General features: G+C 47.6%; 14 protein-coding genes. 2 read left to right on the top strand and 12 right to left on the bottom strand.

Annotated features, from left to right (window positions below; all coding sequences use genetic code 11):
- Nucleotides 1-378 precede the first annotated feature (378 nt).
- Complete coding sequence (locus ACQSGY_RS16140) at nt 379-1,623, top strand: nucleotidyltransferase (RefSeq protein WP_427052624.1); 1,245 nt, start codon at nt 379-381, stop codon at nt 1,621-1,623.
- A 345-nt stretch (nt 1,624-1,968) separates the two neighbouring features.
- Here the strand turns inward: ACQSGY_RS16140 and ACQSGY_RS16135 are convergent, their stop codons facing one another.
- Nucleotides 1,969-3,009, bottom strand: a complete 1,041-nt coding sequence (locus ACQSGY_RS16135) for a SepM family pheromone-processing serine protease (RefSeq protein WP_427052623.1) — start codon at nt 3,007-3,009, stop codon at nt 1,969-1,971.
- A 246-nt stretch (nt 3,010-3,255) separates the two neighbouring features.
- On the opposite strand from ACQSGY_RS16135, the gene ACQSGY_RS16130 reads away from it, so the two are divergent.
- A complete protein-coding gene (locus tag ACQSGY_RS16130) occupies nt 3,256-4,551 on the top strand; it encodes a nucleoside recognition domain-containing protein (RefSeq protein WP_427052622.1) in 1,296 nt (431 codons plus the stop codon).
- Here ACQSGY_RS16130 and coaD read toward each other — a convergent pair.
- From coaD to ACQSGY_RS16075, 11 genes are all read right to left on the bottom strand, one after another.
- Complete coding sequence (coaD, locus tag ACQSGY_RS16125) at nt 4,529-5,035, bottom strand: pantetheine-phosphate adenylyltransferase (RefSeq protein ID WP_110894027.1); 507 nt, start codon at nt 5,033-5,035, stop codon at nt 4,529-4,531. The genes ACQSGY_RS16130 and coaD overlap by 23 nt on opposite strands.
- A gap of 1 nt (nt 5,036) precedes the next feature.
- A complete protein-coding gene (gene rsmD, locus ACQSGY_RS16120) occupies nt 5,037-5,645 on the bottom strand; it encodes a 16S rRNA (guanine(966)-N(2))-methyltransferase RsmD (RefSeq protein ID WP_216513396.1) in 609 nt (202 codons plus the stop codon).
- Nucleotides 5,646-5,932: 287 nt separating this feature from the next.
- Nucleotides 5,933-6,346 carry a hypothetical protein gene (locus tag ACQSGY_RS16115; protein ID WP_427052621.1) on the bottom strand — a complete coding sequence of 138 codons (414 nt, stop codon included), beginning with the start codon at nt 6,344-6,346 and terminating at the stop codon, nt 5,933-5,935.
- A 16-nt stretch (nt 6,347-6,362) separates the two neighbouring features.
- Nucleotides 6,363-6,662, bottom strand: coding sequence for a hypothetical protein (locus ACQSGY_RS16110; RefSeq protein ID WP_427052620.1), 300 nt, complete (start codon nt 6,660-6,662; stop codon nt 6,363-6,365).
- Nucleotides 6,663-6,800: 138 nt separating this feature from the next.
- A complete protein-coding gene (locus tag ACQSGY_RS16105) occupies nt 6,801-7,106 on the bottom strand; it encodes a hypothetical protein (protein WP_090895865.1) in 306 nt (101 codons plus the stop codon).
- A gap of 238 nt (nt 7,107-7,344) precedes the next feature.
- Complete coding sequence (locus ACQSGY_RS16100; protein ID WP_427052619.1) at nt 7,345-10,395, bottom strand: glycoside hydrolase family 2 TIM barrel-domain containing protein; 3,051 nt, start codon at nt 10,393-10,395, stop codon at nt 7,345-7,347.
- Nucleotides 10,396-10,560: 165 nt separating this feature from the next.
- Nucleotides 10,561-11,391, bottom strand: a complete 831-nt coding sequence (locus tag ACQSGY_RS16095) for a carbohydrate ABC transporter permease (RefSeq protein ID WP_216513387.1) — start codon at nt 11,389-11,391, stop codon at nt 10,561-10,563.
- Nucleotides 11,384-12,283: a carbohydrate ABC transporter permease gene (locus ACQSGY_RS16090; protein WP_111269964.1), complete on the bottom strand. Its 900-nt coding sequence runs from the start codon at nt 12,281-12,283 to the stop codon at nt 11,384-11,386. The genes ACQSGY_RS16095 and ACQSGY_RS16090 overlap by 8 nt, the downstream gene beginning before the upstream one ends.
- Nucleotides 12,284-12,414: 131 nt before the next feature.
- Entirely contained in the window at nt 12,415-13,713 is a 1,299-nt protein-coding gene (locus ACQSGY_RS16085; RefSeq protein ID WP_216513385.1) for an extracellular solute-binding protein, read from the bottom strand.
- Nucleotides 13,714-14,048: 335 nt separating this feature from the next.
- Nucleotides 14,049-15,821: a cache domain-containing sensor histidine kinase gene (locus ACQSGY_RS16080; RefSeq protein ID WP_427052618.1), complete on the bottom strand. Its 1,773-nt coding sequence runs from the start codon at nt 15,819-15,821 to the stop codon at nt 14,049-14,051.
- A gap of 68 nt (nt 15,822-15,889) precedes the next feature.
- On the bottom strand, nt 15,890-17,434 hold the full coding sequence (locus ACQSGY_RS16075) for a response regulator (RefSeq protein WP_427052617.1): 1,545 nt from the start codon (nt 17,432-17,434) through the stop codon (nt 15,890-15,892).
- Nucleotides 17,435-17,660 lie beyond the last annotated feature (226 nt).

The raw sequence follows: 17,660 nt of genomic DNA, 5'->3' as shown, positions 1-17,660 counted from the left end.
GTCACATCTAAACTATTATAGACTTACTGCATCATAACTACAAGTCATGTTTATCACCAGCATCTCCATGGTGGAACTCTCCGCTCCAGCTGGTCATTTCATATTGAATCTGGAAGATCTGTACCTCTTTATGTTTTTGTCTTCTTGTATGATTTGCTCTAAAGCAAGCTCTATTCTATGATGAAAGGGGCAAAGACCCTTGATCGACGGCAGGCTGGTTGTCAGACGGGTCGTATTGTATTCAAACATGTGTGAAAGATTAAGATACGATGATAGGCACATCTACATATAAATTCAGGATCACCGCGCTATTCAATTAGGTTCCTATATCCAGAAAAATTAATTTATGCACACAATACATAGAAAGGAGCATCACTGATGAAAGCTGTAGGCGTTATTGTGGAATATAACCCGCTGCACAACGGACATGTGCACCATCTGAATGAATCACGGCGGCTTAGCGGAGCAGACGCCGTTGTTGCCGTGATGAGCGGCCCTTTTCTCCAGCGCGGCGAACCCGCCATCGTTGGTAAAAGGGCACGCGCAGAGATGGCGCTGCATGCAGGCGCCGATCTGGTGCTTGAGCTGCCGGTTGCCTACGCAGTTCAACCGGCCGAATGGTTCGCCTTTGGTGCGGTATCGCTGCTGCACCGCACCGGGGTTGTAGACTCGCTCTGCTTTGGCAGCGAGTCCGGCGACATCGACAGCCTGCAGCGCATTGCGCGCGTGCTGGCTGTGGAGCCCGCAGGGCTGCGCGAGGATATCGCGCGCCGCCTGCGGGAAGGCGCCAGCTACCCCGCCGCGTACGCAGGCGCGGCGGCAGCTCTGGCGCCCGGCGGCGTCGATGCTGACGACGCCGCGGCACTGCTGGAGCAGCCCAACAATTCGCTTGGGCTGCACTACCTCATCGCGCTGCAGCGGCTTGGCAGCGCGATCCGGCCCTTGACGGCGGCACGTACCGGTGCCGCCTATCACCAGGCGACGCCCGGCCCGGGGGCGATCGCCAGTGCCACAGCCGTCCGCCGCCTGCTGCTGGCGGACGGGCCCAACGCCGCCGCGCCGTACGTGCCGGCGGCAAGCCTTGCCATTCTGCAGCGCGAATGGCAGGAGGGGCGCGCTCCCATACACTGGGAGCGCTTTGCGCAGCCGCTGCTGCACATCGCGGCTACCCGCCGTGCCTGCGAGCTGGAACGCATCGCCGAAGTCACGGAGGGGCTGGAGCATCGGCTCCTGCGTGCACTCGCCCAGCTCAAGGAGCCTTCCGTCGAAGCTCTCCTGAATGCGCTCAAAACAAAGCGGTACACACGCACCAAATTGCAGCGCATGCTCGCGCACCTGCTCCTGAATCACACCAAGCACGAGTGTTCCCCGGAGCAGTTAGCTGCAGGACCCGGATATTTGCGTGTCCTTGGATTCACATCAACTGGACAGCATCTGCTTAAACAAATGAAAAAAACGGCCTCGCTGCCTGTCGTCGTGAAGCCGTCAACGTTCACACATCATCAGCTCGAGCTGGACATTCAGGCACAGGCCGCTTATGCACTCGCATATGGACAAGCTGATTCACACGGCATATCACGCGCCATGTACAGCGATTACTACGAGTCACCAGTACGAATTTAGAAAACAACAGGAATCAGCATTCAATTTTCTTCTGACCATGGTCTTTGAGCACATGTTCAGCTATCCAACGTGTAAAATGTGCAATATACATCTTCAACATGTCTGAAACACCTCAAAAAAATCCCTTGCTGTCCACAGCCCGTTCAGGCAGCCACAACAAGGGATTTTTCATTCCATTTTTTTCAGCAAGAACGACAATGACAACCATCTCATCTTCATGATCAACTTCTTCTTCTGCTTTTTTCCGTTCTCGTTACGCGTAACATTTTCCACCTGATCCACTCTTCGGCACATCGTCCTCCATCTGAACCCGATTCCTGTTCTTCATCCATACGCTCTGACAAATTACGAGTTCACAGACAGGGTATTCAGATAATTCAATGCATCATCAAGGGTGCTGACAGGCACAAGTTTCATGCTGGTGTGAATTTGTTTGGCCTTGGCTTCGGCTTCCTTGTAATTATCTTTGGGTACAAAGAATATTTCGGCCTTTTTACGATCAGCGGCTACAATTTTATGCTGCACACCACCAATCGCTCCAACTACACCGTCCTTCGTAATCGTGCCTGTGCCTGCAATCCGATGCCCTTTCGTCAGATCACCCGGAGTCAGCTGATTGTAGATTTCCAGTGTAAACATCAGCCCGGCAGAAGGGCCGCCCACCTGGGTACTTGTAAATGTAATCTGTTTATTCGGATCTTCAGGTTTGACCTTCTGCACAGCCCCGATCATCACACCGAGCCCTGGCCGTGTCTTTCCTGTCTGACTGTCCTTGACCTGAACCAGCGTCACGTCCTTGCTGATCGTTTCACCGCCGCGCTCCAGCTGCATCTCCACCGTATCTCCGGCCTTTTTCCCCTTGAGCTGTTCAGCCAAAGCCGTATTATCCGGCGTAGCTGTGCCGTTTACACCCAGAATAATATCTCCAGGCTCAATATCCCCATCCGGTTTCGGATCTTCCGAAAGCCCGAATACAAAGATGTGCTCCGGCACGATGGAATAGGCTATCCCCGCCTTCTCATATGCGGCTTCCATGGCAGAGGATTGCGAATCGCTCATGAACCACACCTGTTCAGCCGAGTACTCCGCCTCGCTTTTACCGCGAAGACGATCTTCCTTTTTATCCACTTGTGCATTTTTATCAAACAACGAGGTCCCTAGCAAAAATAAATTTGCATAAGTCGCCGACACGGTTGTCATCATGAAAACGCCGCGTTCATCCTTGTCACCGTCCTTCACGGTAACCATCGGTTTAACTTCATCCGCGCTGCCAGGTGTATATATGATATACGGCGTTGGCATATACACGGTAAGATAGACGATCAGAGCCACCGCGATCACATAGATCGAAGCTCTGAAACCGCCCGTTTTACGGATTCGATTCATCCCATGAGCCTCCGTTCCATCTCCCCAAGATATGCTTGCGTGTAACTGTTTAGCTCATCTTATTTTCTGATTTAATGTGGTTATCATTCTAACACCTTGGCGTTCCTGCATACAATGGTACAGGCTGGATCGGCCGCTGCTTCATGGCTGTCTGTCTGGTCAAGGCCGAGCCGTTTACGGACGTGCTTCGGCCGTCCACAATGATGTCAATGCCGCTAAAGGCCTATTCAATAAAGAGGTGAGACCATGGCCGTATCCAGTGAGGTTCGCAGCTCAGGTGTATTACGCACCCTGATTCTGAGCAGCAGTGCATTCATGCTCGTTATTGCAGTAGTCGCCTCTCCCAAAGAAGCATTTGACGCCTCCATTCAGGGACTCGACATCTGGTGGAAAATCGTTTTTCCCGCCATGCTGCCGTTCCTGATGCTGTCGCAAATGCTGACTGCCTTTGGCTTTACCCATGCCATCGGGGTGATGCTTGAACCCTTAATGCAGCGTGTGTTCAAGCTCCCTGGCCATGCAGGTTTTGCTCTTGCAGTAGGTATGTGCGGGGGCTTCCCGGCCGCAGCAGATGCCGTTTTCCGTCTGGTTCAGGATAAACAAATGACCGCCAGACAGGCGGTTATCGTAGTTGCTGCAGCTCATTTCGCCAATCCGATGATGATTCTGCTCGTCATAGGGGGGGCTTTTCTTCATCAGCCTGCCGCCGGGTATTTCCTTCTAATAATACACTGGATTAGCGGCTGGATTGCGGCCGCAGCAGCGGTGCGATTCCATCCAGCCGCTCGCAAGGGCAGCCTCGCATCAGGCTCAACGTCCACTTCGATATCAGTCCTTGGATCAACCCGTGAACAATCTCAGTCACCCCGCAGGCTAAGTTTAATCTCCCGCATGCTGCAGGCAGCTCGAGAAGCGCACAGCCGGGATGCACGGGGGTTCGGCAAATTGCTTGGTGACACCGTATCCCAGGCGGTACAGACGTTGATGTTAACCGGAGGATACATTATCGTTTTTGCCGTATTCATCCGGCTGCTTTCTCTTTATCTGACCCCTGGCATTTCAGCGGCGGTATGGCCATCTGTTCTTGAACTTCACCTGGGTACATATCAGATTAGCAAAACAGCGCTGGACCCCGCCATGCTGATGGCCCTTCTGGCTGCCGCGCTCGGCTGGGGTGGCATCTGCTCGCATTTACAAGTGACCTCGATCCTGAGAACAGCCATTCCCGGGCGCCAATCCATACTGTATTTTATAGTCGTTCGGCTGGCACATGCCATGATCGCATTTGGCCTTACACTCTCGTTATGGAAACCATTCAGCCAATATTCCACAGAAGCCTGGGCTGCTTGGCAGACCACTGCAGCTCGTGAGTCACACCCTTTGCTGTTACAGTGGTTCATGCCTTATTATGACACAACCAGTACGATCCAGATCATCTGGAGCGCCTTCCCTGTCGCAGCCGTAAGCCTCAGCTTGCTTCTTGTCATTATGATTAGTCTGTCAGGTATGCTCCTGTGGTCTACCCGCCGCTCTTCTCGCTGATTTTCTGACGAAGTGCTGCTTCCACCTCAGGTGATACCAGATCGGTAACGTCCCCGTGATAGTGAGCAATTTCTTTCACAATGCTGGAGCTGAGGTACGAGTATTTCGGATTGGTCATCATAAAAATCGTTTCCGCATCCGGGTTCAGCTTGCTGTTGGTGGAAGCAAGCATCAGCTCATATTCAAAATCCGTCACAGAGCGAATACCGCGAACGATGACCTGAGCTTCCTTTTGCCGCACATAATTAGCCGTCAGATCACGGAAGCTGTCCACCTCCACGTTTGGCAGGTCGCTGGTTACCGTTCGAATCAGTTCCTTGCGCTCCTCTACAGTGAAGAGTGGATTTTTACTCATATTGTTCAATACAGCCACGATCACACGGTCAAACTGCTTCGATGCTCTCGCAATAATATCCAGATGCCCCATCGTTACGGGATCAAAGCTGCCTGGATATACGGCAATACGTTCCTTGCGCTGGATCATTTCATTCATGAGGAGCCTCCTCTTCTATGCTGCTGTTCTCGTCATCCTCTGAAGCATTCGGTACATATTCGTAGATGGATACAGCCGTCTCCCCATACATCGCTTTGCGCGTTTGCTCAAACGGCCCGAATTGCTCAGGGTACTCATGTTTGGACTCGTATTCGAGCACGATGGTTGCATCCGGTGCAAGCAGCTCCAGCTCATGCATCGTTAACATCAGTTCATGTCCATTTTTCATACGATACGGTGGATCGAGAAACACCAGCTCAAATGCCGTGTTCCGCTTTGCGAGCGCTTTGAGCGCCCGACCTGCATCGTTACGATATACAGCCGCCTGATCCTCCAGCTTCGTGGCCTTTAGATTCGCGCGGATTACCTCAATACTTTTCGGTTCAAGATCAACAAAAACAGCCTTGTCCATGCCCCGGCTCAGCGCCTCGATACCGAGACCTCCACTGCCCGCAAACAGATCCAATGCTGTTCCGCCCTCAAAATAAGGGCCGATCATGCTAAACAACGCTTCCTTCACCTTATCAGTGGTCGGTCGCGTACCTGTGCCGGGAACAGCCTTCAGCGGCCTGCCCTTCGCACTTCCAGATACCACTCTCACGAATGAGTCACCTTTTCTCTCTATGTAAGTTTATTGATAAAGCTATCGTACCACAATCAGGTTCGGTTTGAAAAATACTGTTGACCAATATGTATAAAAAGGAAAGCCTTGGGCCATTCTATAATTATCGACATCACAAGTGTCGTAGACAACCGCGGAGAAGACTTACGTTTCCCCATAAGCTCTTCATCCGGTTTCTCCTCTCCCATGAAAAAGAAGCTCTCGAAAGAGGGCTTCTTTTTGTTGTGAAATCCCTTGTGGAATAAGGTCTTTAGAAACTTTCTCCCTCAATTAAATTCAGCGTCCTCTTCTGTCTGCAACCATCCAATCTCCTTGAGCCAAATCCCCATATCCGAAGTAAATTCCTCTGTATCCAAATGCTCAATCTTGTACTTCTTCATCTTTTCACCCAAAAATGTATAAAACGCATGGCTCAAGGCATGTCGCTGTTTGCTTACGTTCCAGTTCTTATAACGGTCTTCACTGACCGTCAGATCGAAGTAGATCACCCTTTCTACCTTTACGTGCCTGACGCTGGATTTACGTCCATATTCATCAGGCAGGCAGCGGAAAACGAAGTACAATTCAATATCACACAGAGCATACTTCTCGGCCGCTCTTTCAAAAACGGGCTGTAATTCATCCGATAGCTCCGCAACCTTGGTCAGCCCTGACGTATCTGTTGTTTTGCCCAGAATCACAACGTGCCCTCCTTATTCACTGCAATGCAGCTGATTCCCGTTTAATGCGCTCTCTGTGCTTTCTATTCGAAATCCGCATATTCCTTAATGGTATGATAAGCAAGACAGCCGGTAAGATTGTAGAAGACGACCACGACTTAATGTTATAAAAAACAATAACGATCAAAGCAAGCCAAGTCATCATTTCTAAAATTTCGTATTTCGTTAACGTCACTTTAAACCCTTTTTTGGATATCAAACGAATTAAAAAATAAGCAAGCAAACTATAAAAAGCTAACATGCCGAGCAAAGCAAGAGCAACCAAGAAAATCATCATTCTGTATCACTCAATTCTCATTATTTTCCTTAATTTTACTACAGAAGCAGAGATATGTCTCCTCAAGCTGGTTGGCCTTGCTCTGGACCGCGCGAACACTCGTCACTTTGCATCTATCTTTCAATTCTCTTCAGTGCTTTATTTCTCTTCCGTTACCACGGTTGCATTATAGATCACAATACGTTTGCCGTTCAGATCAAACAGCACCTTGTTTCCATACTCGGTATCCTGCACATCGATCTTGCCTTCATAGGTCTGGATCAGCTCACCTGAGCTGCTGTACACCTTCACTACACGCTCCAGTCCTCCGGCATTATTGGATCTCATCGTTTTGAGTGCGCGCTCACCAGAAGCGGTGTTGAAATACCAGATAAATGATCCAACAATAATGCCCAGAACGGCCAGCACCGTCAGCCACATCCCTGTTTTTGCTTTTCTGCTCATCCTGTCCCCTCCTTCATCTCTTTGTTGCTGTACATTACGAGAACCGAACGAGAACGGTTTCAAACATACCTGTGCTCAGCTGTCCTGACTCCCCCTTCCAAAACTCTCCTTTATATAAAAATAAAACAAAACAGAGGTCCTCATCATCGAGGAACCTCTGCTTTGGCTTTTACTGCAAACTACGGCTTACAGACTTGAAATATAAGCCTGCGCACCAAGTTTTAATTAACCTTCTCTCTTACAATGAACGGATGACAAATTCGAAGCTCAGCTCACCATTGGAAGGGATTTGGTATTCCGGGTGCACCGGAGCGCCCCAGCTGTCATCACCGCCAACACCCATTTGTTTACCGGCTACCGTAACAACTGTGTAATGCACTGGCGGCAACTCATACACATGCTGCGCATTTTCCAGCTCAAACGCTGTATAAGGTGACACATTCAGTTCAACCGGCGAGCCGGAAGCTTCGATCTTGAATCCGCGTCCGGCATTGTCCGTCAACTTGCCCCAGCGTACGCCTGTACGATTACCCGACTCTTGTGGTACAAGATAAGGAGCCATAGTATCCGCTACTTTGCTGCCATGGATGCCCAGACGTGCACCGAATGCACGATCGGCATAGTTTTCCTCTGGTCCCATCGCCAGCCATTCTACATTTTCATAGTCCGGAGACGTTCTGAACGACAGCGCGTGGATTGGCAGGTTTGGCAAGCCCTCAGTGCCTTTGTACGTGTTATGCACATGCACACTGCCATCGGCAAGCACGGTGTACATCACTTTAACAACTACATCTGCGGAGATGTTGAGCTTGTAAGTGAACTCAATGCTGTATTGATCCGGTTTCTGTTCATGCTTCCATTCTACAAGGCGCGGCAGCAGGCTGGCAGCATACCATGCGCCTAGCTCAAAGCCCATCGCTGTACCTTTGTCATTGTCTGTCGTTGCACGCCAGAACAGTGGTGCCGGCGGGATCGCAATCGTTTCGCGTCCAGAGAATTTCAGGGATACCAGTGTACCAAATTGCTTGGAGAACAAAGCATGGGTTTGGCCAACGCGAACGCCGATGTTTACGTCACCTTCAACCACGTGGATATCGCTCACCAGATTTTGATCTACAGCCGCAGCTGCTTGGCTTCCTTCTTGTGTGAAAATGAACTGGCCGAATGCCACTTCATCACCTTTGTCCGCCCACAGCGTTGCTTCTTTAAGCACAAACGCTACGTTGACAGCATATTCGCCACCTTCAAGAGCCTTTGCATTCAAAGGAAGCTCAACTACGGTTTCACTTTCCGCAGCCACATTGACATCCAGTGTGCCGCACAATACTTCGTGTCCTTCGCGCTCCAGGCTGTACACCAGTTCAAGCGCGGATGTATCTGCGAACAGGTTCTGATTTACAATTTTAACGCCGTCACGACTTGGGAAAAGCTTGATATTCTGATACAGGAATTTAACCTCCTGCATTTTAGCCGTCACTTTACGATCTGCATGAACAATGCCGTTGCCGCAGAAGGAATAATCCGATGGACGATCTCCAAAGTCTCCGCCATATGCCAAATATTCTTTGCCATAACGATCCTTTTTGTAGATCGATTGGTCGATGTAATCCCAGATGAAGCCACCTTGATACATCGGGTACTTATCCTCAAGTTCAGTGTATTTATGCATACCGCCAATAGAGTTACCCATCGCGTGCATGTATTCACAGCTGATATATGGTTTGGTCGGGTTATCGTTCAGGAATTCCTCGATGTCAGCCGGCTTCGCATACATCCGGGATTCCATGTCACTTGTGTCATTGAAACGACGGTCGTGGAATACACCTTCATAATGAACCAACCGTGTCGGATCAGCTTCTTTGAAGTATTGGGATACTTTATAGATCACTTCACCGCCGTGAGATTCGTTACCGCAGGACCAGATCAGAATGGACGGATGGTTTTTGTCACGTTCTACCATCGAGATTGCACGATCCATAACAATGTCATGCCACTCTGGCTTGTCACCAGGGATTACCCAAGAAGGCTCAACAGCGCCAAGCTTTTGCCAGGAGCCGTGAGTTTCCAGGTTCATCTCGTCAATAACATACAATCCGTACTCGTCACACAGCTCGTACCACAGACTTTGGTTAGGGTAGTGTGATGTACGAACGGCATTCATGTTGTTCTGCTTGATCGTACGCACATCCCACAGCATGTCTTCTTTTGTAATTGCACGACCACGACGCGGGTTGAACTCATGACGGTTTACCCCTTTGAACACAATGCGTTTGCCGTTGATATGCATAACCTTGTCGATCATTTCGAACTTGCGGAAACCAACGGCTTGAGGAATAACTTCCACAAGGTTGCCTGCTGCATCATATACACGGATATACAAACGATACAGATAAGGAATCTCGGCACTCCAGAGATGGACTTGACCGATTTCTTCACGAAGCTGCACCAGGCCATTGCCCACTTCATTCGTACCGAAGGTTTTAACCGTATTGCCATCCTTGTCCCGAAGTTCGGCTTCGATACGCGCTCCAGCTGCCGCTTTTCCTTCCAACTTCAGATCCAGCTCCAAGGTACCGTTTGTGTATGACTTGTCCAGATCCGTCCGAACATGCACATCACGAATATGTGCTGCTGGCACGGTATACAGATATACGTCTCTGAAAATACCGGAGAAACGCCAGAAGTCCTGATCCTCCAGCCAGCTGCCCGTGCTGCGTTGATATACCTCAACCGCGAGTTTGTTCTCTCCATCCTGAAGGAACGGGGTCAAGTCAAAGTCAGATGGTGTGAAGCTGTCTTCGCCGTAACCGACAAACTGCCCGTTCAGCCATACATAAAACGCGGATTCCACACCTTGGAATGAAATATATACCGGGTTTGCTTCCCAGCCCGTTGGCAGATGGAATGTGCGAATGTAACTGCCCACCGCATTTTTGTCCTGCGGCAGTGCCGGTGGACGAAGTTCATTCAGACCATCCCACGGATACTGTGTATTTACATATTGAATCTGTCCGTAGCCTTGCAGCTGAATATGTCCTGGCACTTCAATATCATCCCAGCCTTCGCTGGAGTATTCCGAAGTGTAGAACAGCTCAGGACGGCAATCCGGGCGGATGGAATAGTTGAATTTCCATGTTCCGTTCAGATCATAACGCATCGACATGGAAGCATTAGCAACAGCCTCTTCCATCGTATGGTAATAGCGGTGATCGGAGTATGCGTGCAGACGGTTCACCTCAAATACACTTACATCTCCCAACCAGTTGATATCTGCCTTTGTTGCTTTCATCGGCTCTCTCTCCCTCTGTAGAACGAATATCGTTTTGAGTTATTTCAAGCTTACAACAGAACTGCCTTAATCTTTGCTTTATACAAAAAAGACAGAGGTACGCCTGTACAGGCGTCCTCCCTTCTTTCCTGCATTCGTGCATATGGACGTCATATGCGGTTAACTTTATTTTACCGAACCAACCATACCTGCAACAAAGTGTTTCTGCATAATGAAGAACACCAGTGCTGTCGGAAGGGTTGCAATAACAACGGCTGTCATGATAACCCCATAGTCTGGAGCATAACCTGCGCCAAGGTTGGAAATCAACAACGGAATGGTTTGCTGATCAGGCGTTTGCAATACGATCAGCGGCCACAGGTAGTTGTTCCAGCTGCTCATGAATGTAATGATCGCTGCTGCTGCATAGGTTGTTTTCATCGTCGGCATATAGATTTTCAAGAAAATACCCAGTTCGCTCAGACCGTCAATACGCCCAGCCTCCAGCAAATCTTTCGGGAACATTTTGGTGTTCTGACGGAAGAAGAAGATCAGGAACGCTGTTGTGATGGTTGGCAAAATAACGGATCCCATCGTGTTGATACCGATTGCCGGTACCGTACTCGAAATGGTTGCAAACATGCGATAGAGCGGAATCATAATCGCTGCAAACGGGATCATCATGGACATGAGCAGGATGTTAAACACGATATCACGGGATTTCGTACGATATACCTCAAACCCGTAACCAGCCATGGAACCAATCAGCAAAGCCAGAACAGTGGAAATGATCGAGATAATCGCTGAATTGCCCAGTGCCTGAATCAGATTCGTGGAATCGAGCAGTTTGTTAATGTTTTCAATTAAAGCAGAGCCCGGCAGCAACGTGCCTTTGGTCACGTCTACCGATTTGTTTGTGGCGCTGACGATCATCCAGAAAAATGGGAAAATGGAAATAAAAGCGACGAGGGACAGGAAAACATATGTGAAAATGCGTTTTGCTCTTGATTTAGCCATTTTTATTATCACCTGCCACTTTAAACTGGATGATGGACAAAATAATGATCAGAATTACGATCGAATACGAAACGGTTGCTGCATAACCGAAGTCCGGTGAATATTTGAACGAAAGGTTGTAGATATATTGCGAGATCGACATGGTCGCGTTACCCGGACCGCCTTTGGTAATATTCATAATTTCATCAAAGATTTGCAATGTACCAATCGTTGATGTAATGGACGTGAAGAGAATGATCGGTTTAAGCAATGGTACAGTAATTTTGAAAAATTGAGTGAATGCATTCGCTCCGTCAATCTTCGCTGCTTCATAGATCGATTGATCGATGTTTTGCAGGGATGACAGATAGAAAATCATGTTATATCCGGTCCAACGCCAAGTAACGGCGATTATGATCGTAATTTTAGCCCAGAACGGGTCAGTAATCCATTGAATTGGTGTGCCGATAATGTGTAAACCCATCAAAGCCTGGTTCACCATACCATCCGGCGCAAACAAATATTTGAATACAACCGAGTATGCAACAAGTGAAGTTACACAAGGCAGAAAGATTGCAGTACGGAAAAAGCCGCGGAAACGCAGTGTGCTGTCATTCAACAATACGGAAATAAACATACCGAGAATGATCATTAAAGGTACTTGAATGATCAAGTAAATAAACGTGTTCGATAACGCTGTACGGAACGTTGTATCCACGAGCAATCTTTTGTAGTTTGCAAGGCCCGAAAACTCAAGGTTGGCACCTTTGCCTGACTTGAATGATAAGAGCAGCGCTTGAATCATCGGATAGAAGTAGAAGGCTACAATTCCGACAACAGCCAGCAAAACAAAAGCCCATCCAGTCAAATTATTTTTCTTTTGGAGACTGTCTCCTGTATTTATGGCTTTCACAGTATGGCTCCTCTCTCTCCATGCAACATGGGTAGAACCTACAGAGCCTCTCGCCATGTCCAGCTCGACTTGCGCCAGACAAGGGAGACGGCTCCGTTGTTTCCTTGGTTCTATAAGTTACCTTGGTTATTTTAGTTTAATTGTGCTTCTGCTTGTTTTTGTGCATCGTTCAGAACGTCATCAAGTGATTTACCGTTCAGATATGCTTGCATCTCTACAACCAGAATATCTTCGATTGCATATGTGTTGCTGCCGTAGTTTACTTTTGGAATTTCTTTTGTCCAGTTAGCGAAATCAGCGAAGATTTTTTGACCGCCGAAGAACTCATCTGGTTTGTTGTATGCTTCGCCGTCAACAGCTGGTTTGTACGTACCGATGGCACCAATTTTAGTCAACAGATCTTGATACAGTTGTTTGTCAGAACCGAATGTTTTAGCCATGAAATCAGCCGCTTGATCTGCACCAGGAACATTGTTCATGATATACCATGAGCTACCACCCAAGTTGGATGCGTGTACAGAGTTTGCTTGACCAGCCATTTTCGGCATTGGAGCTACAGCCCATTTACCGGATTGGGAAGCTTCTTGACGAACGGATGGTGAGAACCAGTTACCTGTAGGAATTGTTGCTACGTCACCGTTATTGGCATTGGCAACGAATTGGCTCCAGTCGGAGTGCAATTTAACAATGTTAGCATCCATCATTTTTTTGTATGTTTCGAATGCTTCTTTCAATGCAGGGTTGTTGTTCAGATCAGGTGTTTTACCGTCTTCAGCTGTGTACCATTTACCTGCAGTTTGGATCATCATACGGATGATACCCAGGTCGTTCGGGTCAAGAGACAGCAGCTCTTTACCAGTTTTTGCTTTTACAGCTTCACCGATTTTGATGTAATCATCCCACGTGATATCTTGCAGGTCAGCAGCTTTGTAGCCTGCTTGCTCAAGCAAGTCTGTTCTGTAGTACAAACCAGCTACGCCGGAGTCAAACGGAATACCGTATTGTTTACCTTCATAAGAAGTGGGTCCAATTTTGTAATCTGCAAAGTCAGATGCTTTGATTGTAGAAGACAAATCCTTGAACGCGTCTGGATAAGCACTCAGGAAGCTTTGTGCACGATAGTCTTCGATCAGAACTACGTTTGGCAGACCGCTGCTTGTACCGGAGTTCAAGCCAGTGTTCAGCTTCTGAATGATCGCATCTTGAGCATTTTCAATGATGTTGATTTTCAGATCAGGGTTTTCTTTTTGATAAATGGCTTTCGCTTGCTCCAGAGCAGCGACGTTAAAGGCTTTATCCCAAGCCCAGATCGTAATTTCATTTGTTTTCTCGCCACCGCCACCGCTAGCAGCTTCTTTACCTCCACCGCCGGATGAACATGCGGACAACAGCAATACGGTTACGAGCATCAATACCCACATTTTTTTCAAAACATTCAACTCCCCTTCGACCTCTTTGTTTGTAAATTTGTTTGCGTTTTCTGAAAGCGGTTGCTTTCGATGTATTCATCTTATCATTCCCATTTCTCCATTCGTTAGTAAAAATTTTGTGCAGATTTGTCTTCTTATTGCCACAATGAAAACCTTTACAGAAAACGGTTGCACTAACTTTAGCTTTTTGTACTTTCTTTTGATTTTGTATTATTTTGAGCTGAATATTTTACAACTATGCAGTTGGCTCATACATTTGCATATGAAAAACCCCTCATCTGCAAACGGTCCAAATGAGGGGTTTGTGTTATTTAAGATGAAGGGTTTGTATAGTTTTACCCTGTAATCAAAGGCAGCGTTACCGTCACTCGCGTTCCTTCTCCAACAGTGCTCATAATCGTTACCCCATATGGAGAGCCATACAGGAGTTCTATGCGATCATGTACGTTTCGGATACCAATTCCGCTAAACAGTTGACGATTGTTCTGGGGATTAGGCAGTGCTCCTTCCATATTCAAGCCCTCAATGCCATCACCATTATCCATAATCTCACAGATGAGTGATTCTCCTGCACGGGACACCATGACATGAATGGTGCCCATTTCTTTTTTTATAAATCCGTGGAAGAAGGCATTTTCAATAAAAGGCTGAATCACCAGCTTGGGTACATGATAATGCGTACAATCCGGCGCTACATAGAAGGCCGCCTTGATGTGACCGCCATAACGCACATGATTAATGAAGACATAGTTTTTCAAATTTTCAATTTCCTTCTCAACCGTAACGGTCTCGCTCACATCACTAATCGTATTCTGTAACAAGCCGATCAGCGCATTGATCGTCTCCGCAGCCCGGTCCTTATTGCCCTGCTGCACAAGAACTTTGATGGAAGCCAGCGTGTTATAGAGGAAATGCGGGTTAATCTGACTCTGCAATGCCGCAAGCTCAGCATTACGCTGCTCACGCTGTGTTTGCACAAGCTGATCCACATAGTCATGAAGCTCATCCAACATATAATTGTACGCATGACCAAGCTGTCTGCTCTCGTAACTGCCGCTAACCGGAATATAGTTGTCCAGGTCACTCTTCGTAATGTTGGACATCTGTTTTACGAGTCTGCGCAGTGATTTCGTCATCTGGTTTGTAATCAGGAACACCAGCAGCAGAGCTCCAACAACAATCGCAGCACAGATCAGGGCTACCGTCTTCATGTCGATGAGCTGCCCCATTGCAGACTCTTTATCAACGATATTCACCAGATAAAAACGGTAGAATGGCAAATATTCCGATATGATAATGCTTTCCTGTCCCATTACACGTGCCGTAATGTTTTTAGGTGCATTTTCTTTTAGCGTCACGGCATATGATAATAATTCTGGCTGATTTGTGCCGATCCAGTCTTCCCGGTTTGAAGAGACGATCTCTCCCTTTTCGTTCATGATGACTACATCATTGCCGCGACTGGTGAAATTAGCATAAAACTGACGGAATGCCTCTTCTCTCATCGTAATATACACCGTACCATACATATGGCTTCTTGTTCGGTCGGTCAATGCCTTCGTAGCGGAGATCATCTGCAGCTCGCCTTCATTGGTTTTACTCTGATAGTCGTCAAAAATCAATCTGCTCGGCGACTGAGCTGCCTCCTTCGTAATCTGATCCTGCTTCAGCTCTTCTGCTGTTTTCTGAATATAGGAGGGATTGGTCGAGAAAGAGCGTCCATTCACACCTGCAATCGTAATGCCTACCTCGTAAAAGTCAATGATCGATTGAACCCGCTTCATCGTTTCCCGCATATTATAATATGATTTGGACAAGGTGACTGAATCTCCGTCCCCTTCGGATAGAAACCCGCGTATCGCGCCGCTCTGAGCTACGTTATTGGTCACCGCAGCAATCGAGTCGTTAAACGCATCAAAGTTCGTCTTGATCTGGCTGAGCACCTTGGAATTCGTGATGCTGAACGTTTCTGTAAACAGGTTGGTGGACATATGAATTGTTGTCCATAGGATAAGAACAGAGACAAGTACAATACTGACGAGCATAACCAGAATCAGCTTGGGAAACAGTCCAAGACGAGACAAGCCGCTGTACAACCATTTTTTCATGAATACATCTCATCCATTTCTTTAACCTTCATTTCTTTAACCTTCTATCCCGGAATCTGCCTCGGAAGTTAAGCCCAGAATTTACGTCGGTAGCGGCTTGGTGATAGTCCAGTGAATTTTTTGAACACTTTACAGAAGTAGCTGTGATCCGAGTAACCTACCATACTGCTGATTTCGGATATTGTCACATCGTCTGAACGCAGCAGCTCCTCAGCCTTTTCAATGCGAATTTTATTCAAATATTCATTAAAGCCCTCTTTTTTGTGTGACGAGAAATAACTGGACAGGTACGATGGGTTAAAATGAAAATGCTTCGCCACCTCGGTCAGCCCCAGCGGTTGATCGTAATGCTCATGCATATAATCCAGCAGCATTTTCATATTAGGATCACTCCGTTTGCCACCTGAACCGGATACACATTCCTCAACCTCGGTCATGAACTGATCCAGCACCTGCATCACTTCGTTCAGACTTGTCGCTCCATCGACGTTTTTGAAGTATGTGTACTTGCTTTCTTCCAGCCCGGAGGATTGCACATCCATATCTGCCAGCGTAATCGTAACATTAAAGATCAGGTTGCCCAGAAAGGATTTGATCTCAAATACATCGGCTATATAGTCCCGTCCAAGCGAAGCGGCATGATCACGTAAATATTCTCTGGCCGACTCCACCCGATTACGTTTCACATGCTGCAAAAACATATTGACATTGAACTGATATCCTGCGGGATGCATCGGTGGAAGCTCGCCATCTACCAGAATGGCACGATCTGTATAATAGAAGCAGAACTCCATTAATTTAACCAGTCGCTCACGATAGATCTCACCCATCTTCTCAAATGAGCCAAACCTCTCGCTGAGTACCCACACTGAAGCGTGCTCATCAGTTTCCATTCCTGACTCCTTAGCCCACTCCCTAATTTGTTCAACCATCTCTTCATCCTGTTCTGGTTTTACATTCAGCAGCAGGACAGGCATACGGCTCTCCACGGGCAAGACCGCGCAGCCAATCTCAGGCAGACGGCTCCGTAATTGCGCTTCAATCCGCTCATGATCCTGATTCTTCAGTCCACTCTCCGGCTGGAATGCGAACAGACGAAAGGAGCCTAACGGGAATGCTTCCCGCAGCTTCGGCATTTCAGTGTCTTCATCCAACGTAAAGCCGGATAGCATTTTCTCCATGAGTTGACCGATCCGATAGCCCTCATGTGAAGGCTCATAGTGAAGCTCTGGAATTTTGCCAGCCGTGCGTCTAAGTACTTCAAGCAGTTCGTTTGTGTCCAGCTTTGGCTTCAAAATATAGTCCGCTGCTCCATGCTGCAATGTTGATCGAACATACTCAAATTCACTGAAACTGCTCAGCACAATAACCTCTATCTGCGGATACGCCGCCTTGAGTGTGCGGACAAATGTTTCACCGTTCATAACAGGCATCACGATGTCGGTTATGACAATATCCGGTCTCAACAGCTCCACCTGCTGCAAACCCTCTTCGCCATTGGAAGCCTCTCCAACGATATTAAAGCCTTCGGCTTCCCAGTTCATATGGTGCTTTATACCTTGTCTAACCAGAAATTCATCGTCAACAATCAGCACCTTGCACAACCGGTTCATGATCGCGACCCCCCTGTCTCATCTATCACTCTGTATCTATACAGTTTAACTCTATATGTGTTGGTTATTGAAGTCTCCCCTTGTTAGCGGTTACATGAATAATAAAATAATCGTACATCTTGTTATATCTCAAATCCTGTGTTTAAGCAATGGTAACTATCTATAGTGTACACTATATTTCGACAAAACAAGAAGTCCCAAAACGCCAGTACCTATTCAGGCGTTA

It is taken from the genome of Paenibacillus sp. TC-CSREp1 (genome assembly GCF_050171015.1).
Lineage (GTDB): Bacteria > Bacillota > Bacilli > Paenibacillales > Paenibacillaceae > Paenibacillus > Paenibacillus silvae.
This window is presented reverse-complemented; position numbering and strand designations above follow the sequence as displayed.